This is a genomic window from Streptomyces sp. NPDC056160, from assembly GCF_042268205.1.
Lineage (GTDB): Bacteria > Actinomycetota > Actinomycetes > Streptomycetales > Streptomycetaceae > Streptomyces.
The window spans coordinates 1-24,173 of sequence record NZ_JBHJUW010000062.1; the positions used below are offsets into that span (position 1 = coordinate 1).

The 24,173-nt window shown below is 72.5% G+C and carries 16 protein-coding genes and 1 riboswitch; of the genes, 10 read left to right on the top strand and 6 right to left on the bottom strand.

Translation table 11 applies throughout. The features are described from left to right. Nucleotides 1–39 precede the first annotated feature (39 nt). Together ACFC02_RS22900 and ACFC02_RS22905 are read right to left on the bottom strand one after the other, a co-directional pair. On the bottom strand, nt 40–759 hold the full coding sequence (locus ACFC02_RS22900; protein ID WP_376360262.1) for an alpha/beta fold hydrolase: 720 nt from the start codon (nt 757–759) through the stop codon (nt 40–42). Nucleotides 760–799: 40 nt separating this feature from the next. Continuing rightward, nucleotides 800–1,780, bottom strand: coding sequence for an alpha/beta hydrolase (locus ACFC02_RS22905; protein ID WP_376360265.1), 981 nt, complete (start codon nt 1,778–1,780; stop codon nt 800–802). A gap of 350 nt (nt 1,781–2,130) precedes the next feature. Between ACFC02_RS22905 and tsaD the strand changes: the two genes are divergently transcribed. The 6 genes from tsaD (at nt 2,131) to ACFC02_RS22935 (ending at nt 11,701) form a co-directional block, all read left to right on the top strand. Beyond that, the gene (tsaD, locus tag ACFC02_RS22910) at nt 2,131–3,192 is read left to right on the top strand and encodes a tRNA (adenosine(37)-N6)-threonylcarbamoyltransferase complex transferase subunit TsaD (protein WP_376360268.1); all 1,062 of its coding nucleotides are present in this window, start codon (nt 2,131–2,133) and stop codon (nt 3,190–3,192) included. Nucleotides 3,193–3,713: 521 nt separating this feature from the next. Further along, a riboswitch (cobalamin riboswitch) is annotated at nt 3,714–3,829 on the bottom strand. Between the two features lie 173 nt (nt 3,830–4,002). Continuing rightward, nucleotides 4,003–5,343: an NDP-sugar synthase gene (locus tag ACFC02_RS22915; protein ID WP_360962064.1), complete on the top strand. Its 1,341-nt coding sequence runs from the start codon at nt 4,003–4,005 to the stop codon at nt 5,341–5,343. A 35-nt stretch (nt 5,344–5,378) separates the two neighbouring features. Then, on the top strand, nt 5,379–6,095 hold the full coding sequence (locus ACFC02_RS22920) for an SDR family oxidoreductase (RefSeq protein ID WP_376360272.1): 717 nt from the start codon (nt 5,379–5,381) through the stop codon (nt 6,093–6,095). Nucleotides 6,096–6,154: 59 nt separating this feature from the next. Beyond that, nucleotides 6,155–8,296 carry a glycogen debranching protein GlgX gene (gene glgX, locus ACFC02_RS22925; protein WP_376360275.1) on the top strand — a complete coding sequence of 714 codons (2,142 nt, stop codon included), beginning with the start codon at nt 6,155–6,157 and terminating at the stop codon, nt 8,294–8,296. Next, nucleotides 8,293–10,455, top strand: a complete 2,163-nt coding sequence (locus tag ACFC02_RS22930) for an AGE family epimerase/isomerase (protein WP_376360277.1) — start codon at nt 8,293–8,295, stop codon at nt 10,453–10,455. The genes glgX and ACFC02_RS22930 overlap by 4 nt, the downstream gene beginning before the upstream one ends. A gap of 43 nt (nt 10,456–10,498) precedes the next feature. Then, nucleotides 10,499–11,701, top strand: coding sequence for an IS701 family transposase (locus ACFC02_RS22935; protein ID WP_376360280.1), 1,203 nt, complete (start codon nt 10,499–10,501; stop codon nt 11,699–11,701). 79 nt (nt 11,702–11,780) lie between these two features. Here the strand turns inward: ACFC02_RS22935 and ACFC02_RS22940 are convergent, their stop codons facing one another. After that, entirely contained in the window at nt 11,781–13,487 is a 1,707-nt protein-coding gene (locus ACFC02_RS22940; RefSeq protein WP_376360282.1) for an ABC transporter family substrate-binding protein, read from the bottom strand. 170 nt (nt 13,488–13,657) lie between these two features. Here ACFC02_RS22940 and ACFC02_RS22945 point away from each other — a divergent pair, with 170 nt between their 5' ends. Genes ACFC02_RS22945 through ACFC02_RS22955 form a run of 3 tightly spaced genes read left to right on the top strand, consistent with a single transcriptional unit; the run spans nt 13,658 to nt 17,597 of the window. Continuing rightward, the gene (locus ACFC02_RS22945; protein WP_376360285.1) at nt 13,658–14,638 is read left to right on the top strand and encodes an ABC transporter permease; all 981 of its coding nucleotides are present in this window, start codon (nt 13,658–13,660) and stop codon (nt 14,636–14,638) included. Then, nucleotides 14,635–15,474, top strand: a complete 840-nt coding sequence (locus ACFC02_RS22950) for an ABC transporter permease (protein WP_376360288.1) — start codon at nt 14,635–14,637, stop codon at nt 15,472–15,474. The genes ACFC02_RS22945 and ACFC02_RS22950 overlap by 4 nt, the downstream gene beginning before the upstream one ends. After that, nucleotides 15,471–17,597 carry a dipeptide ABC transporter ATP-binding protein gene (locus ACFC02_RS22955; protein ID WP_376360291.1) on the top strand — a complete coding sequence of 709 codons (2,127 nt, stop codon included), beginning with the start codon at nt 15,471–15,473 and terminating at the stop codon, nt 17,595–17,597. The genes ACFC02_RS22950 and ACFC02_RS22955 overlap by 4 nt, the downstream gene beginning before the upstream one ends. Nucleotides 17,598–17,610: 13 nt before the next feature. Here ACFC02_RS22955 and glgA read toward each other — a convergent pair whose 3' ends face one another. Next, nucleotides 17,611–18,795 (bottom strand): glycogen synthase, encoded by a 1,185-nt coding sequence (glgA, locus tag ACFC02_RS22960; RefSeq protein ID WP_376360348.1) that lies wholly within the window; start codon nt 18,793–18,795, stop codon nt 17,611–17,613. A gap of 387 nt (nt 18,796–19,182) precedes the next feature. Here glgA and ACFC02_RS22965 point away from each other — a divergent pair, with 387 nt between their 5' ends. Beyond that, complete coding sequence (locus tag ACFC02_RS22965; RefSeq protein WP_376360294.1) at nt 19,183–20,532, top strand: helix-turn-helix domain-containing protein; 1,350 nt, start codon at nt 19,183–19,185, stop codon at nt 20,530–20,532. Here ACFC02_RS22965 and manB read toward each other — a convergent pair. Together manB and glgB are read right to left on the bottom strand one after the other, a co-directional pair. Beyond that, a complete protein-coding gene (manB, locus tag ACFC02_RS22970; protein ID WP_376360297.1) occupies nt 20,516–21,880 on the bottom strand; it encodes a phosphomannomutase/phosphoglucomutase in 1,365 nt (454 codons plus the stop codon). The two genes, ACFC02_RS22965 and manB, sit on opposite strands and share 17 nt — an antisense overlap. Next, nucleotides 21,870–24,101 (bottom strand): 1,4-alpha-glucan branching protein GlgB, encoded by a 2,232-nt coding sequence (gene glgB / locus ACFC02_RS22975; protein ID WP_376360300.1) that lies wholly within the window; start codon nt 24,099–24,101, stop codon nt 21,870–21,872. Before glgB ends, manB begins: the two co-directional genes overlap by 11 nt. Nucleotides 24,102–24,173 lie beyond the last annotated feature (72 nt).

The following is a 24,173-nucleotide window of genomic DNA, read 5'->3' on the forward strand; positions in this document are numbered from 1 at the left end:
AGGGAAGTCGTCCGCGCGGCCGTTCGGCACCGGCGTGGGTCAGCTCGTCGCGCCGACCGCCTCGCGGATCACGTCGGCGACCTCAGCGGGCCGGGACACGGCGACCGCGTGAGAGGCGCCCTCCAGCTCGACGATCGTCGCCCCGGCGCGCTCGGCGCCGAAGCGCTCCACCTCCGGGTTGATCGCCTGGTCGCCGCTGGCCACCACGGCCCAGGACGGCTTGGTCCGCCAGGCGGCGGCGGAAGCCGTCTCCTCGAAGGCCGCCGCGGCGAGCGGGCGCTGCGCCGCCGCCAGGGCCTTCGTGGTCTCGGCCGGCACATCGGCGGCGAAGACGGCCGGGAAGGCGTCCTCGGTGATGGTGACCTCGACGGCGACGTCGCCGCCGGGCACCGGATACGTCCACTCCTGGAGGTTGCTCACCAGCGGGGAGGCCGGGAAACGCCCCTGCAGCTCGCCGAGGCTCTCCCCCTCCTCCAGGACGTAGGCGGCGACGTAGACGAGGCCGACGACGTTCTCGGCGGTGCCGGCCACCGTGATGAGGGCGCCGCCGTAGGAGTGTCCGACCAGCACGACGGGGCCGTCGATCTGGGAGGCGACCGAGGCGACGTAGGCGGCGTCGGACGCGAGACCGCGCAGCGGGTTGGGCGGGGCGATCACCGGGATGCCGTGGCGCTGGAGGTGGTCGATGACGCCGGTCCAGCTGCCGGCGTCGGCGAACGCGCCGTGCACCAGAAGGACGGTGGGTGTGGTTGTGGTCATGTTGGGGTTCCGGTTCCGTTCAGTGCGTGCGCAGGGTGGATCAGGCCGCGTGCAGAGCGGCGTGCAGGGTGCGGACGGCCATCGTGATGGCGGCCTCGGCCGCGTGCGTCTCGCGCAGCGCGTTGAGCATCACGAAGTCGTGGATGATGCCCTGGAAGCGCACGGCCGTGACGGGGACGCCGGCCTCGCGCAGCTTGTTGGCGTAGGCCTCGCCCTCGTCGCGCAGTACGTCGGCCTCGCCGGTGATGACCAGGGCCGGGGGCAGGCCGGTCAGCTGCTCGGTGGTGGCGCGCAGCGGCGAGGCGGTGATCTGGGCGCGCTCGCCCTCGTCGGTCGTGTACTGGTCCCAGAACCACTGCATGCCGTCGCGGCGCAGGAAGTAGCCGGTGGCGAACTGGTGGTACGACGGCGTGTCGAAGCTCGCGTCGGTCACCGGGTAGAACAGGACCTGCTGGAGCAGCGGGAGGCCGCCGCGCTGCTTGGCCATCAGAGTGAGCGCGGCCGTCATGTTGCCGCCCACCGAGTCCCCGGCCACCGCCAGGCGGGTGCCGTCGAGGCCCTTGGAGGCGCCCTCGTCGACGACCCAGCGGGCGACGGTGTAGTTCTGCTCGATGGCGACCGGGTATCGGGCCTCGGGCGACAGGTCGTACTCGGGGAAGACCACCGCCGCACCGGCGCCCACGGCGAGTTCGCGCACCAGGCGGTCGTGGGTGTGGGCGTTGCCGAACACCCAGCCGGCGCCGTGGATGTAGAGGATCACCGGCAGGGTGCCGCCGGCGCCGGCGGGCCTGACGATGCGGGCGCGGACGCTGCCGGTGGGGCCGCCCTGGACGGTGATCCACTCCTCGTCGACCGCAGGCTTGGCGATCTCGCCGGACTGCACGTCGTCGACCGCCTTGCGGCCCTCCGCGGGCGGCAGGTCGAAGAGGTAGGGCGGGTTGGCGGTCGCCTCGGCGAACGCGGCGGCCGCGGGTTCCAGCACGGGCTGCACGGGCTCAACGGGCTGGGGGGCATCGGACATGTGCTTCTCCTGGCTTGCTTGTGTTTCCGGTACGCCGGTGAGCCACGTTAAGAACACGCGGAAAGGACCGGTTGCCCAAGCGCGCACGGCCACTGTCCCGACAGCGCACCGCTGCCGGAAGGGCCCGCACGTCGGCTTCTCCGTGACCGGCGCGCCCGCCCTCCGCAACCGGCACACGCGCCGTCCGCAACCGGCACGCCCGCCCTCCGCAACCGGCGCGGCCCGCTCCCCGCGACCGGCGCGCACCCCCGTGACCAGCCGGATTCACATCCAGCCGAATTTATTGCACAGTGGTTGCAATAGCATGGCTACGGCAGTAAGGCTGACAAGGGATGCGGGGAAGGACGAGCATGGGCTCACCGATCGTGCTGGGCATCGAGTCGTCCTGCGACGAGACCGGCGCGGGACTCGTCCGCGACGGGCGGCTGCTGGGTCACGCGGTGGCGTCGAGCATGGACGAGCACGCCCGTTACGGCGGCGTGGTGCCGGAGATCGCCGCCCGCGCCCACCTCCACGCACTGCGGCCGGTGGTCCGGCGGGCACTGGAGGAGGCGGGGCTGCGGCTCGCGGACGTGGGCACTGTCGCCGTCACCACCGGCCCCGGCCTGTCCGGCGCCCTCCAGGTGGGCCTCGCGGGAGCGAAGTCCCTGGCCTACGCGCTGGACGTACCGCTGTACGGCGTGCACCACCTCGCCGGTCATGTCGCCGCCGACACGCTGGAACACGGCCCGCTGCCCGACCCGTGCGTGGTGCTGATCGTCTCCGGCGGGCACACCTCGCTCCTCCTCGTCCGCGACCTGGCCCGCGCCCCGATCACGCACCTCGGTGACACCCTGGACGACGCCGCGGGAGAGTGCTTCGACAAGGTGGCGCGGGTCTTCGGGCTGCCGTATCCCGGCGGTCCGGCCATCGACCGGGCAGCGCGCGTGGGGGATCCGCGCGCTGTCCCCCTCCCCCGCCCGCTGCCCGGCTCGTACGACTTCTCCTTCTCGGGGCTGAAGACGGCCGCCGCCCGCTGGGCCGAGGGGCACGCCGGAGGCGAGCTGCCCGTGCACGACGGGGCCGCCTCGCTCCAGGAGGCGGTCGCCGACGTACTGACCCGCAAGGCGGTGGCGGCCTGCGCCGAGCACGGTGTCGGCACACTGGTCGTGGTCGGCGGGGTGGCCGCGAACTCGCGGGTGCGGTCGCTGGCGGAGGAACGCTGCCGGGCCGCCGGTGTCACCCTGCGGGTGCCGCCGCCGAAGCTGTGCACCGACAACGGCGCCATGATCGCCGCCGTCGGCGACCTCCTCGTACGGGCCGGAGCCCGACCGGCGCCGCTGGACGTGTCGGTCGACCCGTCCGCGCCCCTGGCGTACGCCGCCCTGCACCCCACACCGTCGGCGGCCGCCGGCTCGGTGTGCCGGCGCTGACCTCGGGGTTCTCCGTCGGTGCGGGCATGCAGCCGCCTGGAGGCCGCAGTCGGCGCCGAGGGCTTCGGCTACGGGGCCCGGGCAGGCGACCTCGTGGCCCGCATCGCCGATCAGCTCCAGACTCCGCGTGCCGAACTGCCGCCGCCTCACCGCGCGCCCGTGACGTGCTCGTCGCCGTGACCGGCGCGCCGGCGTGCGCGGCCGCGGACGTGCTGCTCAGCGCGGACCTGCGCGAGCGGGCGTGGGCGCGGCACAGGGACGGGGAAGGCTGACGCGGCGCAGCGCCCGGAAGGCTCGCGGGGAAGGCTGACGCGGCGCAGGCCCCGAAAGGCTCGCGGGACCCCGGGAATCCCGGTGTTGCCGCAGCAGCAGTCCCGGCGCACGACGACGCGGCACGGCGCCGTACCGCCTCCTGTCCCGGCCGGGTCCGATGTGTCCGCCGTCGGCTGTCCCGGCACGTGGCGTCACGCCCCCTCCGGGGAGATCCACCCCCGTGTCCCGTGAGGGAGCGACCGCGTGCGTCTCCTGGCTCCCGGATCGCCGCTCCTCCCGCCTTCCCACCCCGTGCGGGTGCGGTGGCACGCCGGAGCTCGCTCACCGGTCACAGTGGCGGGAGCGCGCCGGATTCGCGTCGGCTCCCCCGGACCGCCGTCGCCCTGTGTCGCCGGTCATCATCGCACCCCCGCCCCGGCCCCGCCTGACTGCGTGTCATCCCTGCCAACCAGCGTAAATGACACGTCACTTGACTTGATATGACACACGTTGTTGAATCATTGCATCGACAAGTCGGCTCGGAAGGCGGAACAGGCGATGGGGGACGACAGCACAGTCGGCATCATCCTGGCCGGCGGGCGGGGTGAACGGGCGAAGCCCATCACCCTGCAGTCCGCCGACTACATCCGCAGCAAGGCGCTCATCCCGTTCGCCGGCAGACCGCTCATCGAGTGGATCGTCGAGGCCTGCCGCGACCAGGGCATACGCCGTTTCTACGTAGTGGCGCAGGGCGTGGAGAACCGCAGCCAGATCAAGCTGGTGCTGGGCCACGGCGAGCGGTACGGAGTCGAGATCGACTACTCGCGGGCCCGCTTCGACCCGTACAACGTGGGTTCTGGCGCGGCCACCCTGCACAACCTGGAGCAGTGGAACCTGACGGGGACCGCGCTCGTCCTCCCCGTCGACTCGCTGTTCGAGTTCTCGCTGGAGAAGCTGCTCGCCGCCCAGCGGGACACCGACGCGGTGGTCACCGTGGCCGCCGTGCCCCGCACCCCCGAGGAGATCGCAGGCAAGTACGGCGTCATGCGCACCACCGCGCAGCGCCTGGTCTGCGGATTCCTGGAGAAGCCCCGACTGCCCGTCATCGAGCGGGAGTTCCCCGAGATCACCCAGCCGCAGGGGCCGCGCACGCTGGCCACCAACGCCGGGATGTACCTCATCGACTGCGCCCGCCTCAGACTGGCCGCGCGTACCCCCGAACTCATCCGCCTCGCCCAGCAGCGCCTCGACTGGGGCAACGACCTGCTCCCCCGCCTCGTCGGCCTCGGTCACCCGGTGGCCGTCGAACCCATCGCGCGCCTGGGCGACCTCGGCAACATCCACGACTACCTGGGCACGCTCAGCGACGCGCTCAGCGGCCTGTACCCGCAGATGGACCGCGCCCTGGGCGCCCCGCTCAGCACCGACCCGCGGTACTGGGTCCACGAGTCCAGCCTGCGCTCCAAGGACCACATCACCGGCACCACACTCGCCCAGAAGATCGCCGAGGGCAGCGTCGTCATCGGACCGGGGGTGCGCATCGGCCGGCACGTCGAGATCGGCGCGGGTGTGCGGCTGCGCGCCACCGACGTCGGGGACGGCGTCGACCTGCACGAGGGCGTCCACGTCGAGGGCAGTGTGCTCGGCGACTCCGCCGTCATCGGCGCCTACGCGCACATCAGCGACTCCTACGTGGGCCCGATGGTGCAGGTGCACTCCGACGCCCGCGCCCCGGTGCGGCTCGAAGCGCTGTCCGCCGTGGGCGACGGCGCCCGGCTGTGGTCGGGGACCCGGCTCTCGGGCGTCAGCGTCTACCCGCGACTGCGCGTGCCGGCCGTCTCCGGAGTGCCCAGCGGCACCCAGCTCACCAGCTCGGACGACATCCTGCAGTGGGTGTGATCCGCACCCGCCGCACCTCTTCGAGAGAGGCTCACGTGAACACTGCCATCGCCGTGATCGGCGGCACCGGCCGGGTCGGCCGGATCGTCACCCGCAAGCTTCTCGACCGTGGTGAGACCGTCCGTGTCATCGGCCGCAGTCAGCAGCGCGCCCGCCGCCACCTGCCGCCGCGTGCACAGTTCTTCCTCGGTGACGTCCGCGATCCCGAGTCCCTGCTCACCCCGCTGAACGGCTGCTCCGCCGTCGTCTACACCGTGGAGCCCGGCACCGACACCGCGGGGCCCGACAGCCCGCGGAGCACACTGCACGCCGGTGTGCTCCACACGCTGGACGCGCTCTCGCTCCAGGACGGTTTCGGGCGTGCCCAGTTCGTGCTCGTCAGTCAGCGGCACGTGACCCGGCCCGAACACCCGATGAACGCCTACGGACGCATGCTCGACTGGCGGCTGGCCGGGGAGAACGCGGTCCGCGCCTCCGGGCTGGACTACACGATCGTCCGCCCCGGCTGGCTGACCGACCGGACCGAACTCGCCGACGACGGCCGCGTCCACCTGGAACAGGGCGACCGCAGGGACGGCTACGTGGCCCTCCAGGACGTGGCAGAGGCCTGTGTGCAGGCCCTGTACTGCCCGTCCGCGAAGGGACTCACCTTCGAGATGCGCAACGGCGCGGGCAGCCCTCCCGGTGATTGGGAGGAGCTGTTCGCCGGACTCGACGCGGACGAGTCCGCCGCCCTGCGCGCCCTCGCCTGAGCCCGCGCCCTTCCCGTCGACCCCCGTCGCTCCCCCGGCCATCCCCGTCCACTCGGCACGTGCACGCCCCCTTTGACGCGAAACCGGAGACCACCATGACCGAGGCGCCGCAGATCTCGGCGGGACGCCCCCAGCCTCTGGGTTCCACCGTCGTCGACGGCGGAGTCAACTTCTCCGTCTTCTCGGAGCACGCCACCCGTGTCGACCTGCTGCTCTTCGACAAGTGCGACGACCCGCAGCCTTCGCGGACCATCCACCTCCACCCCGACAAGCACCGCAGTTTCCACTTCTGGCACTGCCATGTCGCCGGCATCGGCGCCGGACAGGTCTACGCCTACCGGATGGACGGGCCGCGCGACCCCAAGCGGTCGGGCACCCGCTTCGACCACCGCAAGGTGCTGCTCGACCCGTACGCCCGCGCCAACATCAACTCGCGCTGGAACCGCACGCTCGCGATCGGCCTGCAGGACAACGTCGAGACGTGCATGCGCAGCCTCGTCGTGGACCTGGACGACTACGACTGGGAGGGCGACCAGCCGCTGCGCACGCCGATGGAGGACACGGTCATCTACGAGATGCACGTGCGGGGCCTGACCGCGTCGCCCACGTCGCGGGCGGCGAGCCCGGGGACGTTCTCCGCGGTCGTCGAGAAGATCCCGCACCTCAAGCGGCTCGGCGTCACCGCCGTCGAGCTGCTGCCCGTCTTCGACTTCGACGAGACGCACGTCCTGCGCAACGGCCCGGACGGCACCCCGCTGCACAACTACTGGGGCTACGACCCGTACGGCTTCTTCGCGCCGCACACCGGCTACTGCACCTCGCCCCACCTGAACACGCACATAGCGGAGTTCAGGGACATGGTGAAGGAGCTTCACCGGGCCGGCATCGAGGTGATCCTCGACGTCGTCTTCAACCACACCAGCGAGGGCAACGAGTTCGGCCCGACCATCAGCTTCCGCGGCCAGGCCAACGAGGCGTACTACCACCTGTGGCCGCAGGACCGCAGCCACTACATGGACTTCACCGGCTGCGGCAACGCGGTCAACGCCAACCACCCCTTCGTCGCGAAGTTCATCATCGAGTCCCTGGAGTACTGGGTCACCGAGCACCACGTCGACGGCTTCCGCTTCGACCTGGCCTCCGAGCTGTCGCGCGGCGACCAGGGCTACGAGATGCCCGTGCCGCCGGTCCTGTGGGCGATCGAGCTGTCCAAGGTGCTCGCCGAGACCAAGATCATCGCGGAGCCGTGGGACGGCGGCGGCCTCTACCAGGTCGGCCGCTTCCCCGGGAAGCGCTGGGCCCAGTGGAACGGCCCGTTCCGCGACGACGTACGGCGCTTCGTGCGCGGTGACGCCGGCGTGGTCGGCGACCTCGCCAAACGGCTGGGCGGCTCCGAGGACCTGTTCGGGCCGCAGAAGGAACTGCCCACCAACAGCATCAACTTCGTCACCTGCCACGACGGCTTCACCCTCAACGACCTGGTGAGCTACGACCACAAACACAACTACGCCAACGGGGAGGCCGACACCGACGGGTCGAGCGAGAACTACAGCTGGAACTGCGGCGCCGAGGGCCCCTGCGACGACCCGGAGGTGGAGCGCCTGCGCGTACGGCAGATCAAGAACCTGCTGTCCGTCCTGATGCTGAGCAGGGGCGTGCCGATGCTGCTTGCGGGCGACGAGTTCCGCAACAGCCAGAGCGGCAACAACAACGCGTACTGCCAGGACAACCCGACGTCCTGGCTGGACTGGGACCAGGCCGAGAAGGAGGAGGAGACCTTCGAGTTCGTCCGGCGCCTGATCGCACTGCGCCGGCGCTACCGCACCTTCCGCGCACCCCATTTCTACACCGGGCACCTCAACTCACGGCAGCTGCCGGACATCACCTGGCACGGCACGCGTCTGGAGCAGCCCGGCTGGGAGGACACCAACGCCCGCGTCCTGGCCTGCACGCTCGGCGGGTTCGACGGCGATCCCGACCTGCATCTGATCCTCAACATGTACCACTTGGGCCTCGACTTCGAGCTGCCGCACATCCGCGGCCACCGCTGGCACCGCGTCCTGGACACCGCCCAGGCGGGCCCGCGAGACCTCCTTCCGGCCGGCCACGAGGAGCCGCACGACGACCACACCTTCCACGCCCACGGCCGCAGCGTCGTGCTGCTCGCGGCCCTGTCTGACGCGAAGGACAACCCCCGATGAGTGGATCCGCAGCACGTCGCCGCACGTTCTCCGACACGCTCGCCGGTTACGTCACCTACTTCAGCCCCACCGGACGCCGCTTCGGTCTGCGCACCTCCGACGACCGTGAGTTCACGGTCCACCTGCCCCGGAACGTCTCCTCCCGTATCGTCCGCAACCTCGGCGACGCCTACCGCGACACCACCGACGCCACCTTGGACATGCTCGCCGAGGGCCGCTACCTCTTCGCGTACGGCATCTGCTACGAGTGGGAGGACGGCGAGCGGTTCGAGGCGAAGGAGATCACCTTCCCCGAGGAGCACCGCGGCGCCTACGTCTTCGAGCACCCGGCCTGGTGGGTCCAGCAGGCCGCCGCCGTCGCCGACTTCTACCTGCGCGGGCACTTCCCCGACGGCAAGTACGACTGGCGCAACTTCCGCACCAACCTCACCCTGCACGGCACCCACCTGCCGGACTTCGACGGCGCGGACGTGCGCCAGGAGACCGACACCATCTCGCGGCTCGTGTACGGCCTGTCCACCGCCTACCTGCTGACCGGCGAGGACCGCTTCCTGGACGCGGCCGAGTCGGGCACGGAGTACCTGCGCGAGCACATGCGCGTCGCCGACGACCAGGACGGGTTCGCCTACTGGTACCACGGCATCGACGTCACCGCGACCGGCCAGCGCAAGGTGTACGCCTCGGAGTTCGGCGACGACGTCGACGCGATCCCGATGTACGAGCAGATCTACGCGCTCGCCGGCCCCACCCAGACGTACCGGATCACCGGTGATCCCCGGATCCTGGAGGACATCGACCGCACGGTCGCCCTGTTCGAGCAGTTCTTCAGGGACCGCGAGCACGGCGGGTTCTTCTCCCACATCGACCCGATCACCCTCGACCCGCACGCCGACTCGCTCGGCCCCAACCGGTCGCGCAAGAACTGGAACTCTATCGGCGACCACGCGCCGGCGTACCTGATCAACGCGTACCTGGCCACCGGGCGCGAGGACTTCGCGGCGCTCCTGGAGGAGACCGCGGACACCATCGTCGAGCACTTCCCCGACGAGCCGGACAGCCCGTTCGTGCAGGAGCGCTTCCACGCCGACTGGTCGCCCGACCGCACCTGGGGCTGGCAGCAGGACCGGGCCGTCGTCGGCCACAACCTGAAGATCGCCTGGAACCTGACCCGCATCAAGTCCCTCGTCGACAAGGGCAGTTACGGGACGCTCGCCGAGCGCATCGGTGAGATCATGCCCGCCGTCGGCAGCGACCAGCTGCGCGGCGGCTGGTACGACGTGGTGGAGCGCAGGGCCGACCCGGACAGCGGCATGCACCGCATGGTGTGGCACGACCGCAAGGCCTGGTGGCAGCAGGAGCAGGCGATCCTCGCCTATCTGATCCTCGCGGGCACCACGAACGACCCGGAGCACCTGCGCCTCGCCCGGGAGGCGGCCTCCTTCCACAACGCCTTCTTCCTCGACTACGACGACGGCGGCGTGTACTTCAACGTGCAGGCCAACGGCATCCCGTACCTGCTGGGCACCGAACGGCTCAAGGGCAGCCACTCCATGGCGGGCTACCACTCCCTGGAGCTGTGCTACCTGGCCGCCGCCTACACCGGCCTGCTCATCAGCAACGACACCCTCGCCCTGCACTTCCGGCCGCGCCCGAACGACCTGCCCGACCGTGTCCTGCGCGTCGCGCCCGATCTGCTGCCCGCCGGTTCGGTGGAGCTGACCGGGGTGTGGGTGGACGGCGCCCTGTACCACAACTTCGACGCCAAGGAGCTGACGGTCCGGCTGCCCGAGGGCGGCGAACCGGTGCGGGTGCGCGTGGAGCTGGAGGCCGCGCAGATGCGGCTGCGGATGCGCACCGAGTTCGACGGCGACACCGCGCACGTGCGCTGCGCCGGCGTCATCGACACCTCGGAGCTGGAGAAGTTCCGGCGGATCCTGGCCGAGGTGATGGCTGCCGAGCCGCTGCGCGTGGAGTTCCACCTGTGCGAGGTCACCGCGATGAGCCGGCCCGCCATCAACGAACTCCTCTTCCAGCGCACCAAGGCCGGGCTCGACGTGGACTTCGTCATCGTCGGCTGCGCCCTGCCCGACGTCGCGGACGCCCTGCTCGCCACCGACGCCTTCCTCCTGGAGGGCGGGGACGCGTGCGCCCATGACTGAATCCCTCTTCCCGCCGAACGTTCCGCACCGCCTTGGGAGCACTGTGTCCTCTCCGACTCCCCTCTTCCCGCCCCTGCCCCTCTCCTTCCAGGCATACTGCGGCGACCTGTTCCGCACGCTGGCACGCTCCGACCAGCGGCGCTGGGGCGAGGTCTATCTGCGCGGCCTGCTGTCCGTACCGGGCCGCAAGACGCCGACCCGGATCTCCGAGCACGTCCTCGGACGGCCCGCGGTGCAGCAGCTCCAGCAGTTCGTGCACCAGAGCCCGTGGGAGTGCGGGCCGGTCCGGCGGCAGACTGCGCTGCGTTTCGCCGAGGCCTTCGCCGTCGAGGCCTGGTCGGTGGACGAGGCCGTCTTCGTCAAGAACGGCGACCGGTCGGTGGGCGTGGCCCGTCAGTACGCCCCGTCCCAGGAGCGCACCGTCAACTGCCAGCTCGCCTGCGCGGTCTCCCTGGTGGGCGCCGGCGGCGGCCTGCCGGTGAACTGGAGGCTGCTGCTCCCGCCCCACTGGGACCGTGACGAGCAGCTGCGGCAGGCCGCGCACCTGCCCGCGGACGAGCAGTCGCGGCCCCGCTGGCGCTACGTCCTGGAGGCCGTCGACGAGATGACGGAGGAGTGGCTGCTCGACCCGCGTCCCGTGCTCGCGGACTGGCGCAACGAGTCCGAGACCGATCCGCTGCTGTGCGGTCTGGAGGCGCGGGGTCTCGGCTACCTCGTCCAGGTCTCCCCGCGCACCGCCGTCACCATGCCCCGGCCGCACTCGGCGCTGCCGGCGGTGCGCGGCACGGTCGCCGACCTCGCCGCGCACGTGGCCCGGCGCACCGAGCGCACGCCGGTCAGCTGGCACGACCGGGTGACCGAGCGCAGGCACCGGTCGCAGTTCCTGTCGACGCCCGCGCTGCTGTGCGCGCAGCCGACGGCAGGCCGGGCCGCGCCCGCGCACCGGCCCACCCCGCGGCACCTGGTCACGGACTGGCCCTTCGGGCGGCCCGAGCCGCGCGCGTACTGGCTGACGAACCTGCCGGCCCGGCGGCTCGCCGAGGCGTTACCACTGGCCCACCTGCGGTCGCTGGCCGGTGCGGGTCTGCGCCGGCTGCACGAGGACTTCGGGCTCGGTGACTTCGAGGGCCGCTCGTTCCGCGGCTGGCACCACCACGTCACCCTCGCCTCCGCCGCGCTCGGCTACGCGGCGCTGCGGGCGGCGGCGCCCCGGCCGGAACGGGTGCTCAGCGGCTCCGCCGTCTGACCCGTCAATGCGGTGCCTGTCCGGTGGCGCTCCCTCCGCCACCGGACAGGCACGCTCGTGCGCCGCGCCGGCGGCGCCGTCACCGCGTGCGCTCCGCCTCCTGCGACTTGGCGCCCGTCAGGGTCCGCGTCCTGGCCCTGCTCTTCGTCCAGCCGACCTTCGTCCAGTCGATGTCGCCGAGCCCGGGTATCCCGTAGTTGGCGAGCCCTTCGCGGACCGCCATGACCTGGGGGCGCTGGTACAGCTCGATGTCGTGCCCCAGGCGCCAGATCTCGGCGTCCGCCCGGTTGTAGAGGGCGGTGGCGCGTCGGGTGTCGAGGGTGCCCGCGGCCTGGCGCAGCAGCTTGTCGACGGTGGCGTCACCGACCCTGCCGTAGTTGAGGAACGACTGCCTGCCGCTCGGCCGTTGGTAGATCGACAGGACGTCGCTCGGGTAGGTGAGGTCGGTGAAGCGGAAGATGGCCAGGTCGAAGTCGCCGTGGTTGAGGTACTTCGCGGTGTAGTCGTTCGTGGGCACCTTCACGATGTCGACCTCGATGCCGGCCCGGCCGAGCATGGACTGCACGAGCTGCGACAGGTCGAGGCCGAGGCGGTTGGTCGCCGTGCTGACGACGAACCGGAGCCGCAGTTTCCGGCCGTCCTTGGTGCGCGTTCCCCCGTCCCCCTGCCGCTTCCAGCCCGCCTTGTCGAGGAGGCGGCAGGCCTCGGTGAGGTCGTACGTGCCCCAGGGGGCGGAGTGGTCGGCGTAGCCGGGCTGGTTGGTCATGAAGATGTGGTTGCCGAGCAGCGGCACGCCGACGGGCAGCCCCTTGGCGGCGACGTCCGCCAGCGCCTCCCGGTCGACGGCGCGCTGGACGGCGTGCCGCACGTCGATGTCCGCCAGCGGTCCCCCGGCGCCGTTGAGCGCGACGTGCACCTCGTCCCAGGCGGAGCCGGTCCGTATCTCGCTGTCCTCGGCGTCCTTCAGCTGCGCGTAGTCCTCGGTGTTGCCCGCGTTGACGGCGTCGATCTCGCCGTTGCGGTAGGCCTGCAGCGCGGCGGGGGGCAGCAGGGTGCGCAGCACGATCCTGTCGAGGCGGGGCCGGGCTCCCCACCAGCGGGGGTCGCGGACGACGGTGGCGGTCTCGGTGGTGGCGTCGAGCGAGCCGACCTCGAACGGCCCTGCGGTGACGGGGACTTGGTTGATCCAGCCCGTGTTGAACTGGGCGGGGGTGGAGATCGCGGAGGCCGGGTACAGCGGCGTGAACAGCCGCTGCCAGTCGGTGTACGGGGTGCGGAAGACGACCTTCACCTCGTGGGCGCCGGTCCCCTCGCCCACCGAGGCGATCTGGTCGTAGCCCGTGGGGTCGGCGACGTGGTAGCGGTCGTCGCCCCGCCCGATGGCCCGCCACTGGGCGGCGAAGTCCGCCGCGCCGAGGGGCCGTCCGTCGGACCAGCGGGCCTTGGGGTTGAGCCGGTAGACCACGGTCTGCGGTGCGGTGCCGGTGACCTTCGCCGACAGGAGGTAGTCGGTGTCGGGGTGCGGGACGCCGCGGGCGTCGCGCCAAAAGAGACGGGGTTCCACCAGTTGCGCGAGCTGGTCGACGCCGTCGGTGGCGCCGTCGACCTGGTGGAAGTTGAGCTGGGTGGGCCAGGCCGAGATGCCGAGGGTGAGCGTCCCGCCGTCGCGGAGGCGGCCGGCGGAGGCGGCGCCGATGCCCTGGGACCCGTACTGGGCCGCCGCGGTGGACCGTTGCGCGTCCGGTGGGGCGCCGGAACCGCTGCATCCGACGAGCACCGTCGTCATCAGCAATCCGATGGCGGCTCCGACACGACGTAATCGGCTCACAGGTCCTCCTGGTCAATGCAAAAGATCACCAAAAGATGCGAACTGACCTACGAATTCGGTCGGTTGAACTTACCATTGACTGGATCGCGCTCATGCGGTCCGCCTGTTGCTTGACACCGAGGAGGGCCATGGCCGGCCGTGCGCTCGCGCGCCTCGCGCGCAGCGGCGCCCTCCTTCTCGTCTCGGTCCTCGTCTCCTACGTGATCGCCTCCGTCGCGCTCAGTCCGCGCGCCCACTTCGAGGAGCGCACCCCCCGCCCGCCCGCCGCGGCGGTCGACCACGAACTGGCCGCGCTCGGCCTGGACGACCGCTCTCCGGTCCTCGCCCGCTTCGGCCACTGGTCCTGGCGTGCGCTCCACGGCGACCTCGGGCGCACGATCGACGGGGAGCCGGTGAACGCGGAGTTCGCCCGGCGTGCCGGTGTCTCGGTACGGCTGCTGCTGGTGGGAACGGTGGTGGGGACGGGGCTCGGGGTGCTCGCGGGCGTGTGGGCGGCGCTCGGCGCGGGCCGCCTGCCTGACCATGTGACGACGGTCCTCTCCTTCCTGGTCCTGTCCGTCCCCACGTTCGTGCTGGCGCTGCTGCTCAAGGACGGCGCGCTCTCCTTCAACCACAGCGTCGGCCACACGGTGATCCGTTACACCGGCGAGTCGACGCCGGGGCGCCGGGGCGCCTGGCCGTCCCTGCTGGCCGACCGGGCCTCCCATCTGGTGCTGCCGGCCGCCACGGTGGCGCTGGGGGCGATCGCCTCCTACAGTCGCTACCAGCGCGCCGCGACCCTCGACGTGCTCGCGGCCGACCATCTGCGCACCGCGCAGGCCAAGGGCCTCACGCCCGGCCGTGCGCTGCTCCGGCACGGGCTGCGCGTGTCGCTCGTCCCGATGGCGACGTTCTTCTCCTTCGGCTTCCTGGCCCTGTTCACCGGTTCGGTCTTCGCCGAGCAGATCTTCGGCTGGCCCGGTGTGGGCTGCTGGTTCCTGGACGCGGCGCGGGAGGGCGACGTCAACTCCGTCGTCGCGGTCTGCCTGTTCGCGGCCGTGGCGGTGCTGCTCGCGGGGCTGCTCGCCGACGCGCTGCTGATGGTGCTGGATCCCCGGGTGCGTCGGTGAGACAGGTCCTGCCGCGTGCGCCGGGCGCGCTCCTGGGCCTCGTACTGATCGTCCTGCTGTGCCTGTACGCGGGCGTCGGCCCGTATGTGTCCCCGTGGTCGCCCACCGACGTGGACTACGGCTCGCTCAGCGCGCCGCCGGGACCGGAGCACTGGTTCGGCACCAACCGGATCGGCCAGGACGTGTTCGCGCAGACCGCGCGCGGACTGCAGAAGTCGCTGCTGATCGGCCTGTTCGTGGCGCTGGCGGGCACGGCGTTCGCCGCCCTGGTCGGGACCTGTGCGGGCTACTTCGGCGGCTGGACCGACCGGGCCCTGACGTTCCTGGTGGACGTGTTCCTCGTGGTCCCGGGGTTCCTCGTGCTCGTCGTGGTGGCGCCCGCGCTGCGCGGGGCGGGCTGGGTGGCGTACGCGGGCGCGCTCGCCGCGCTCGGCTGGATGCTCACGGCACGGGCGGTCCGCGCGACGGCGCTCTCCCTGCGCGAGCGCCCGTACGTGACGGCGGCCCGGCACATGGGCGTGCCGCCCCTGCGCATCGTCCGCCGCCACATCCTCCCCCACATGATCTCCTTCCTGATCACCCACGCGACGCTCGCCACGGCCGGCGCGGTGATCAGTGAGGCGGGCCTGTCGTACTTCGGCTTCGGTGTGCAGCCGCCCGACGTGTCCCTGGGCACGCTGATCGCGGACAGCACGGAGGCGGCGCTGACCTATCCGTGGATGTTCTTCTTCCCCACCGGCATGCTGCTCTGCTTCGTCCTCGCGGTGAACCTGGTCGGCGAGGCGCTGCGCCGCGCGCTCGACTTCTCGGCCGCCCGGACGGAGGTCCCCGCATGAGCACGGTCCTCGAACTTCGGGATCTGCGCGTGGAGTTCGGCGACGGCGTCACCCCTGTGCGCGGGGTCGACCTCTCCTTGCGCCGCGGCGAGGTGCTCGGTCTCGTCGGGGAGTCGGGCGCGGGCAAGACCCTCACCGCGCTCGCGGCACTCGGTCTGCTGCCGCGCGGAGCGCGGGCGCGCGGCTCGGTACGGCTGCTCGGCACCGAGCTGGTCGGCCTCGGCGTACGCGACCTCGCGCGGTTGCGCGGCAGCCGCATCGCCATGGTCTTCCAGGACCCGCTGGCCGCGTTCACGCCGGTGCACCGGATCGGTGACCAGATCGGCGAGGTGCTGCGCATCCACGAACGGCCGCGCCCCGCACGGCGGTCGGCGCGGCAGCGTGCGGTGGAACTCCTCACCGAGCTGCGCGTCCCCGATCCGGAGCGGGTCGCCCGCGCCTACCCGCACGAACTCTCCGGTGGTCTGCGCCAGCGCGCCATGATCGCGATGGCGGTCGCGGGGCGGCCCGATGTCATCGTCGCCGACGAACCCACCAGCTCCCTCGACGTCAGCGTGCAGGCGGAGATCCTCGCCGCCCTGGAGGAGGCGCGGGCGGCGACCGGCGCGGCGCTGCTGCTCGTCAGCCACGACCTCGGCGTGGTCGCGGGCGCGGCGGACCGGGTGGCGGTGATGTACGCCGGCCGGGTCGTGGAGACGGCCCCGGCGGACCTCCTGTTCGCGGGCCCCCGGATGCCGTACACGATGGGCCTGCTCGCCGCGGCGCCCCGGCTGGACGCGGCCCACGCGCTGACCCAGATCCCGGGGGCGCCACCGGCCCCGGGGGAACGGCACGAGGGCTGCGCGTTCGCCCCGCGCTGCCCGGTGGCGGGGCCCGAGTGCGAGCGCACCGTCCCCGTGCTGAGGGCGCACCCCGTTGCGGCGCGAGAGGGTACGCGGGCCTCCACCGGGCGCCCGCAGCCGCCCGCACGCAGCGGGCCGCCGACCGCCCCGGGGCCCCCGGCGGCCGACGGTCACCAGGTGGCCTGCCTGCGCCCCGGGGCCACGGCCGCCCGCACGGCGGTGGACCTGTATCCCACCTCACCGCGGCCCGAGCCCCGCTCGCGCCCCCACTCCCCTGTCCCGGCCCTGCGTGTCACGGCCCTCCAGGCGGCCTACGGCGCCCACCGCGCCGTCCTGCACGCCGACCTCCGGGTCCGGCGCGGTGAGACCGTGGCACTGGTCGGCGAGTCCGGCGCGGGCAAGTCGACGACGCTGTCCCGGATCATCGCGCTCACCGCGCCGGCCGGCGGCCGCATCGAGGTCCTGGGACAGGACACGGCCCTCCTCACGCGGTCCGCGGAGCGCAGTCTGCGCGGACGCGTCCAGCTCGTGCTCCAGGACCCCTCGGCGAGCCTGGACCCCCGGATGACGGTCGCGCGGATCGTGGCGGAGCCGATGGAGGCCCGGCGCACACCGCCGGAGCAGATCACCGCCCGCGTCCGTGAACTGCTGGCCCAGGTGGAGCTGGACCCGCGGGCGGCCGGACGGCGCCCGCACCAGCTCTCCGGCGGCCAGCGCCAGCGCGTCGCCCTGGCGCGCGCCCTCGCGGTCCGGCCCGAACTGCTCCTGCTCGACGAGCCGGTCTCGGCGCTCGACGTGTCCGTACAGGCCGGGATCATCGCGCTGCTGCGCCGCCTGATGTCGGTTCCGGGGAGCCCGGCCTGCCTGCTGGTCTCGCACGACCTGGCGGTCGTCCGGCAGCTCGCGGACCGGGTCGTGGTGATGCACGGCGGACGCACCGTGGAGTCCGGCACCGTCGACGCGGTGCTCGGCCGGCCCCGGCACCCGTACACGCGCGCGCTGCTGTCCGCCGTACCGGTCCCCCGTCCGGGCGCGCGGCGGCCCCGGCCCGTCCCGCCGCCGGTCGCCCCGGAGGACGTCGACACGTCCGCGGGCTGCGCCTTCCGCGGGCGCTGCCCGGTCTACCGCCGCCTTGCGGCGGAGCACCGCCTGCTGTGCGAACGCGACCTTCCCGCGCCCGCCGCGCCGGACGGCGCTGCCTGCCACTTCCCCCACGCGGACGAGGGGGCGCCCCGTCGTGGCCGTCCGGCCTCGAAGGGGCGCCCCCCTGCCGCGCAGTGACCTTCCCGGGCGCTCAGCGTGCCGCCACGGCCTCCGCGTAGACCTCCAGGGTCCGCTCGGCGGCCCGGTCCCACGAGAAGTGCGTCACGGCCCGCTCCCGACCGGCGGCGCCGAGCCGCCGCGCACGTGCCGGGTCACCGATCAGCTCGCTGACGGCCCGGCCGAGCTGCTCGGCGTACTTGCCGGGGTCGGCCGGCTCGCCCGAGGCGTCGGGCCGTGGCTCGAACCCGACCAGCGTGCCGGTCTCCCCGTCGGCGACGACCTCGGGGATGCCCCCGACGGCGGCGGCCACGACGGCCGTGCCGCACGCCATCGCCTCCAGGTTCACGATGCCCATCGGCTCGTACACCGAAGGGCACACGAACACGGTGGCGTGGGTGAGCAGCTGACGTACGGACGTGGTGTCCAGCATCCCGTCGATGCGGAACACGCCGTCGCGCACGGTGCGCAACTCCTCGACGAAGGCGGCTGTCTCGGCGGCGATCCCCGGGGTGTCCGGCTGCCCGCAGCACAGCACGAGCTGCGCCTCGGGCGGCAGGCCGAACGCCGCCCGCAGCAGGTGCGTCAGCCCCTTCTGGCGGGTGACGCGGCCGACGAACAGTACGTAGGGCCGGTCCGGGTCGACGCCGTGGCGGCGCAGGGCGTCGGTCCGGGGATCGGGCCGGTACGCGTCGGCGTCGATGCCGTTGTGGATCACCTGCACCTTTTCCGGCGCGACCTGCGGGTAGACGCGCAGGACGTCCTCGCGCATCGCCGCGGAGACGGCGACGACCCGGTCCGCCGCACAGACGGCCGCGCGTTCCATCCAGCTCGACAGCGCGTAACCCCCTCCCAGTTGCTCGGCCTTCCACGGCCGCAGCGGCTCAAGGCTGTGCATCGTCATGACGTGGGCCGCCCCGTGCAGGGTGCGGGCGAGGTGGCCGGCCATGTTGGCGTACCAGGTGTGGCTGTGCACGACGTCCGCGCCCGCGCAGTCGCGTGCCATGGCCAGGTCCGCGCCGAGGAACCCCAGCGCCGCGTCGGCCGCGGCGAGTTCGGCGTCGGCGCGGTAGGCCGTGACGTCGTCCTCCTGCCTGGGGCCGCCCAGGCAGCGCACTCGTACGTCCGTGAGCCGCCGCAGGCTGCGCGACAGCTCGGCCACGTGGACTCCCGCGCCGCCGTAGACCTCCGGCGGGTACTCGCGGGTGAGCAGGTCCACTCGGGGAGGTGTCCCGCGGTCAGCAGCAGGCTCCACCGATCGCCTCCTCCTTGCTGACCGGTACGGGCCGGCCGGGTCCGGACGATTCGACACGCCAGCCGAGGACCACGCCTCCCCCGACACACAGCACCAGGAGGAGTACCAGCAGGCTGTTCCTCATCTTCGAGCCCCCCAATCGTCACGCTCTCATGCGAGTTGACAGGATGAGTCAATCCTCAGTCACTTTTAGAGTCAAGTAATAGTCCGGCAAAGCCCGCTGGCCGATACGGGTATCTACCGACTCGCGCCAAATAAGCGAGACTTGGCACAGACCCCTAGGCTTCGCAGAGTCACGCTGGTAACTTTGAGTTGTCACACAACTAGTCATGAACTCCGGAAGGAGTCCCCATGGATCACGCCAAGGTGGAAGAGGCAGAGGGCCTTGGGGGCCGCATAAGGACCCTTCGGATACGGCGGGGACTGAAGCAGCAGGACCTCTCCTCGGCGGAGGCCTCCACGAGCTACATCTCCCTGATCGAGTCGGGCAAGCGCGTCCCGTCCTCGCCGGTGCTGGCCACCATCGCGGAGAAGCTCGGCACCTCCCCCGACTACCTGATGACCGGCATCGACGACCGCCGCGCCGAGGAGAACCGGCTGAAGCTGGCCTTCGCCGAGATGGCGCTGCGCAACGGGGACAACGGCGAGGCACTGCAGTCCTTCGGCGAACTCCTCTCCAGCCGTTCGGCACTGGACGCGGCGATGGTCCGGCGCGCACTCATCGGGCAGGCCACCGCGCTGGAGAAGACCGGCCGCCTCGAAGCGGCCATCTCCGTCCTCGACGGCCTGCACCGCGATGCGACCCTCGCCGTCGGCTCCGACGAATGGTGCCGCATCGCGGTCGCCCTGTGCCGCTGCTACCGCGACGCCGGCGACGTCGCGCTCAGCATCGACATCGGCGAACGCGCGGTGGCGCAGCTCGACGGGCTCGGCCTGGAGACGACGATGGACCACATCCAGCTGGGGGTCACCCTCATGGGTTCGTACCACATGCGCGGCGACCTGACCCGCGCCCAGCTCCTCGGGGAGCGCCTGCTGCCCGCGGCCGAGACCCAGGGCTCGCACGGGGCCCGCGGCGCCGTCTACTGGAACGCGGGCCTCGTCGCCGGCTCCCAGGGGCGGTTGAGCGAGGCGATCGCCCTGACCGAACGGGCGCTCGCGATGATGGCCGAGGGCGACAACGCGCGCCATTCGGCCATGCTCAGGATGAACTACGGCTCGATGCTGCTGCAACTGGACCCGCCCCGCCCCGAGCGCGCCCTGGAACTGCTGGAGTCCGCCCAGGGGACGCTGGCCGAGGTCGGCAGCGCCAGCGAGCTGTCCCGGTGCGAGCTGAACCTGGCCAACGCGGAGAAGCACCTCGGCCGCTGGGACGCCGCCGCCGCCCACGCGGAGCGGGCGCTGGGACTGCTCGGCTCCGACTCCCGGGTGCTGTCGGCGCTGGCACGGACCTACCTCGCCGAGATCTGCCTGCTGCGCAACGCCGCGGAGGAGGCCGTGCAGCACCTCCACTCGGCCGCACGGCAACTGCGCCAGCTGCCGCCCTCACCGGACTCCGCGCACACCTGGCGCCGCATCGGCGACCTCTGGCGCCGCCACGGCAGCCCCGACGAGGCGCTCAACGCCTACGACGTGGCGCTCAGCGCCGCCGGCCTGGCCCGCACCCGCGCCCCGGAGGCCGCCCTCAACGACCGGCGCTGACCACCACCTCCACCACCCGGTCCCGCAGCCGCCCCATCGCCGCGACCGTCCCCGCCTCCACGTTCACGCGGACGACGGGGCCGGTCCCGGAGGCGCGTACGTTGAACCAGGCCCCGTCGGCCAGTTCGCCGGTGACCCCGTCGAGGTGGTCGAGGGCCGTGCCCTCGGCGGCGAAGTGGCGCACCACGCGCTGGAGGGCGGCCAGCGGGTCCGGCACGCGGACGTCGATCGTGCCGGAGGAGGCGTACCGGTCGTGCCGGGCGGCCAGCTCCGACAGCTCACGGCCGCAGTCGCCGAGTTCGGCCAGCAGGTGCAGCGCGGCCAGCATGCCCGTGTCGGCGTACCAGAAGTCGCGGAAGTAGTAGTGGCCGCCGTGCGCGCCGCCGAACGCCGCGTCCTGCTCGGCCATCAGTGCCTTGATGGCCGCCGGGCCGGTCCGGGACCGCACCGGGATGCCGCCCGCCTCCTTGATCGCGTCGATGGCCGAGGTGGCTGTGAGCAGGTCGTGGACCACGGCGGCGCCGGGCCTGCGGGCCAGCTCGCGCCCGGCGACCAGCGCGATCACCGTGGCGGGCGGGACGACGGCGCCGCGCTCGTCGACGGCGAGCACGCGGCCGCCGTCGCCGTCGAAGGCCAGGCCGACGTCGGCAGCGGACTCCCGTACCGCCTCCCGCAGCCCGCTCACGTCGGCCAGATCCGGCGCCCCGCGGGGGAACGTCCCCGTCAGCTCCCAGCGCACAGCCACCAGTTCGATCGACGGGTGGGCCAGGACGAGCGGGGCCGTCAGGCCCGCCATGCCGTTGCCCGCGTCCACGACGACCTTCAGGGGGCGGATGCCCGAGAGATCCACCAGCGTGCGCAGGTGCGCGGCGTAGTCGTGCAGGACGCGGGTGGGCAGGACCGAGCCGGGACGGTCGGCCAGCGGCGGGCGGGGGGCGCGCAGCCGGCGGCGGAGCAGTTCCATGCCGGTGCCCTCGGCGACGTCGACGGCGCCCGCGCGGCACAGCCGGATCCCGTTGTACGCGGCCGGCGCCCGGCCCGCCGTGATCATGGCGCCGGGGACGTCCAGGCACCCCGAGACGTAGGACAGGTAGTCGGTGGAGCCCAGGCCCGCGTCGAGGACGTCGGCGCCCTGGTCGAGGACGCCCTGGGCGAAGGCGTCGGCGAGACAGGGCGAGGACTGGCGCACGTCGTGGGCGACCGCGATCGCGCCCGCGCCGGTCAGCTCGGTGAACGCGGCACCGGCGCGGTAGGCGAGGCCGGGGTCCACCTCGGCCCGGAACAGGCCCCTGATGTCGTGCGGGGTCACGATCCGGTCGTACAGGTCGTCCTCGGGTTCAGTGGTCATCGAGGTCGTCCTCCTCCAGGTCGGGAGCCGGGTCCCCGGCCGGCTCCAGCCACACCACCGCGAGCGGGGGCAGGGTGAGGGCGGCGCTGTGGGCGCGCCCGTGCCAGGGGACCGGCTCGGACCGGACCGCCTTCTCGTTGCGTACGTCACCGCCGCCGTATTCCGCCGCGTCGGTGTTCAGCACCTCGCGCCAGGCGGCGGCGTCCGGCAGGCCCACGCGGTAGCCGCTACGGACGACGGGCGAGAAGTTGGCGACCACGACGAGGGGGCGTCCGGCCGCGTCGTACCGCACGAAGGACAGGACGTTCGCCTCGGCGTGCGAGGTGTCGATCCAGGAGAAGCCGGCCGGGTCCGCGTCCAGCTCCCACAGGGCCGCGGTAGCGCGGTAGCGGGTGTTGAGGTCGCGGACCAGGGCGCGGATGCCGCGGTGGCCGGCGTTGCCCGGCCACGCCTCGTCGAGCACCCACCACTGCGGCCCCGCGTCGTGGTCGAACTCCTCCGCCTGGCCTAACTCCTGTCCCATGAACAGCAGTTGCTTGCCCGGGTGGGACCACATGAAGGCGAACAGCGCCCGCAGGGTCGCGCGTCGCTGCCACCAGTCACCCGGCATCTTCGCCACCAGCGCGCCCTTGCCGTGCACGACCTCGTCGTGGGAGAGGGGCAGCAGGTAGCGCTCGTCGTAGGCGTAGACCATGGCGAAGGTCATCTCGTCCTGGTGCCAGGCGCGGTGGACCGGGTCGCGGGCGAGGTGGCCCAGCGTGTCGTGCATCCAGCCCAGGTTCCACTTGAGGTCGAAGCCGAGGCCGCCGAAGCCGTCGTCGCCGACCTCGTAGGTGGGCCGCGTCACGCCGGGCCAGGCCGTGGACTCCTCGGCGATGGTCAGGGCGCCGGGCGCGGCGCGGCGGACGGTGTCGGTCAGCTCCTGGAGGAAGGCGACCGCGTCGAGGTTCTCGTGGCCGCCGTGCTCGTTGGGGCTCCACTCGCCGTCCCGGCGGGAGTAGTCGAGGTAGAGCAGGGAGGCGACGGCGTCCACGCGCAGCGCGTCCGCGTGGAACTCCGTGCACCAGTAGACGGCGCAGGCGACGAGGAAGTTGCGGACCTCGCGGCGCCCGTGGTCGAACTCCAGGGTGCCCCAGTCGGGGTGGTGCGCGCGGCGCGGGTCGGACGGCTCGTAGAGCGGCTCTCCGTCGAAACGGGCCAGCGCGAAGCCGTCCTCGGGGAAGTGCGCGGGAACCCAGTCCAGGATGACGCCGATGCCCGCCACGTGCAGCGAGTCGATCAGGTGCTTCAGGTCGTCGGGGTCTCCCAGGCGGGAGGTGGGCGCGTAGAAGCCGGTGACCTGGTAGCCCCAGGAGCCGCCGAAGGGGTGCTCCATGACGGGCATGAACTCCACGTGGGTGAAACCGAGTTCGCTCACGTACGCCGGCAGTACGGCGGCGAGGTCGCGGTAGGTGAGTCCGGGCCGCCAGGACGGCAGGTGCACCTCGTACACCGACAGGGGGCGGCTGTGGCAGTCGGCGCCGCCGCGGCTCGCCATCCAGGCGGCGTCCTCCCACGCGTAGGCCGAGGTGTGCACGACGGAGGCGGTGGCGGGCGGGACCTCGGTGGCGCGGGCCAGCGGGTCGGCCTTGTGCAGCAGGCGGCCGTCGCGGGTGTGGATCTCGTACTTGTAGCGGGTGCCCGCTCCGGCGCCCGGCACGAACAGCTCCCACACACCGCTGGAACCGAGCGAGCGCATCGGGTGGGCGGTGCCCCAGCCGTTGAAGTCGCCGATGACGCGCACGCCCTGGGCGTTCGGTGCCCAGACGGCGAAGGAGGTTCCCATCACGCCGTCGAGGGGGCGGACGTGGGAGCCGAGGACCCGCCACAGGAGTTCGTGGCGGCCCTCGGAGACGAGGTGCAGGTCGATGTCGCCGAGCGTGGGCGGGAAGCGGTACCCGTCGTGGTGGAGCCGCTCGACGCCGTCGTCGTAGGTGACCAGGAAGTGGTGGTCCGTGCCCGCGCCGGGGAGTGTGCCGGTGAACAACCCGTCCCGCTCGTGCGTCAGCGTGGCCCGCTCGCCCGTGGGGCGCACCGCGACGACGCTGCGGGCCAGGGGCTTCAGGGCGCGTACCACGGTGTGCCCGTCGCCGGTGGGGTGGGCGCCGAGGAAGCTGTGGGGGTCGTGGTGGGCGCCGACGAGGATGCGGTCCAGGTCGACATCCGGGTGGGGGGTGGTCACGGGCAACGTCGCGGTCCTCTCGGGCTCGGTCCCGCCCCTCACCGTGGGGGGCGGTCCGCCGTGGGCGAATGC

Coding starts and splice junctions, on each gene's coding strand:
- ACFC02_RS22900 (WP_376360262.1), bottom strand. CDS start 759: ATGACCACAACCACACCCACCGTCCTTCTGGTGCACGGCGCGTTCGCC.
- ACFC02_RS22955 (WP_376360291.1), top strand. CDS start 15,471: ATGAGCACGGTCCTCGAACTTCGGGATCTGCGCGTGGAGTTCGGCGAC.
- manB (WP_376360297.1), bottom strand. CDS start 21,880: ATGACCACTGAACCCGAGGACGACCTGTACGACCGGATCGTGACCCCG.
- ACFC02_RS22945 (WP_376360285.1), top strand. CDS start 13,658: ATGGCCGGCCGTGCGCTCGCGCGCCTCGCGCGCAGCGGCGCCCTCCTT.
- ACFC02_RS22905 (WP_376360265.1), bottom strand. CDS start 1,780: ATGTCCGATGCCCCCCAGCCCGTTGAGCCCGTGCAGCCCGTGCTGGAA.
- ACFC02_RS22930 (WP_376360277.1), top strand. CDS start 8,293: ATGAGTGGATCCGCAGCACGTCGCCGCACGTTCTCCGACACGCTCGCC.
- ACFC02_RS22940 (WP_376360282.1), bottom strand. CDS start 13,487: ATGACGACGGTGCTCGTCGGATGCAGCGGTTCCGGCGCCCCACCGGAC.
- ACFC02_RS22915 (WP_360962064.1), top strand. CDS start 4,003: ATGGGGGACGACAGCACAGTCGGCATCATCCTGGCCGGCGGGCGGGGT.
- tsaD (WP_376360268.1), top strand. CDS start 2,131: ATGGGCTCACCGATCGTGCTGGGCATCGAGTCGTCCTGCGACGAGACC.
- ACFC02_RS22965 (WP_376360294.1), top strand. CDS start 19,183: ATGGATCACGCCAAGGTGGAAGAGGCAGAGGGCCTTGGGGGCCGCATA.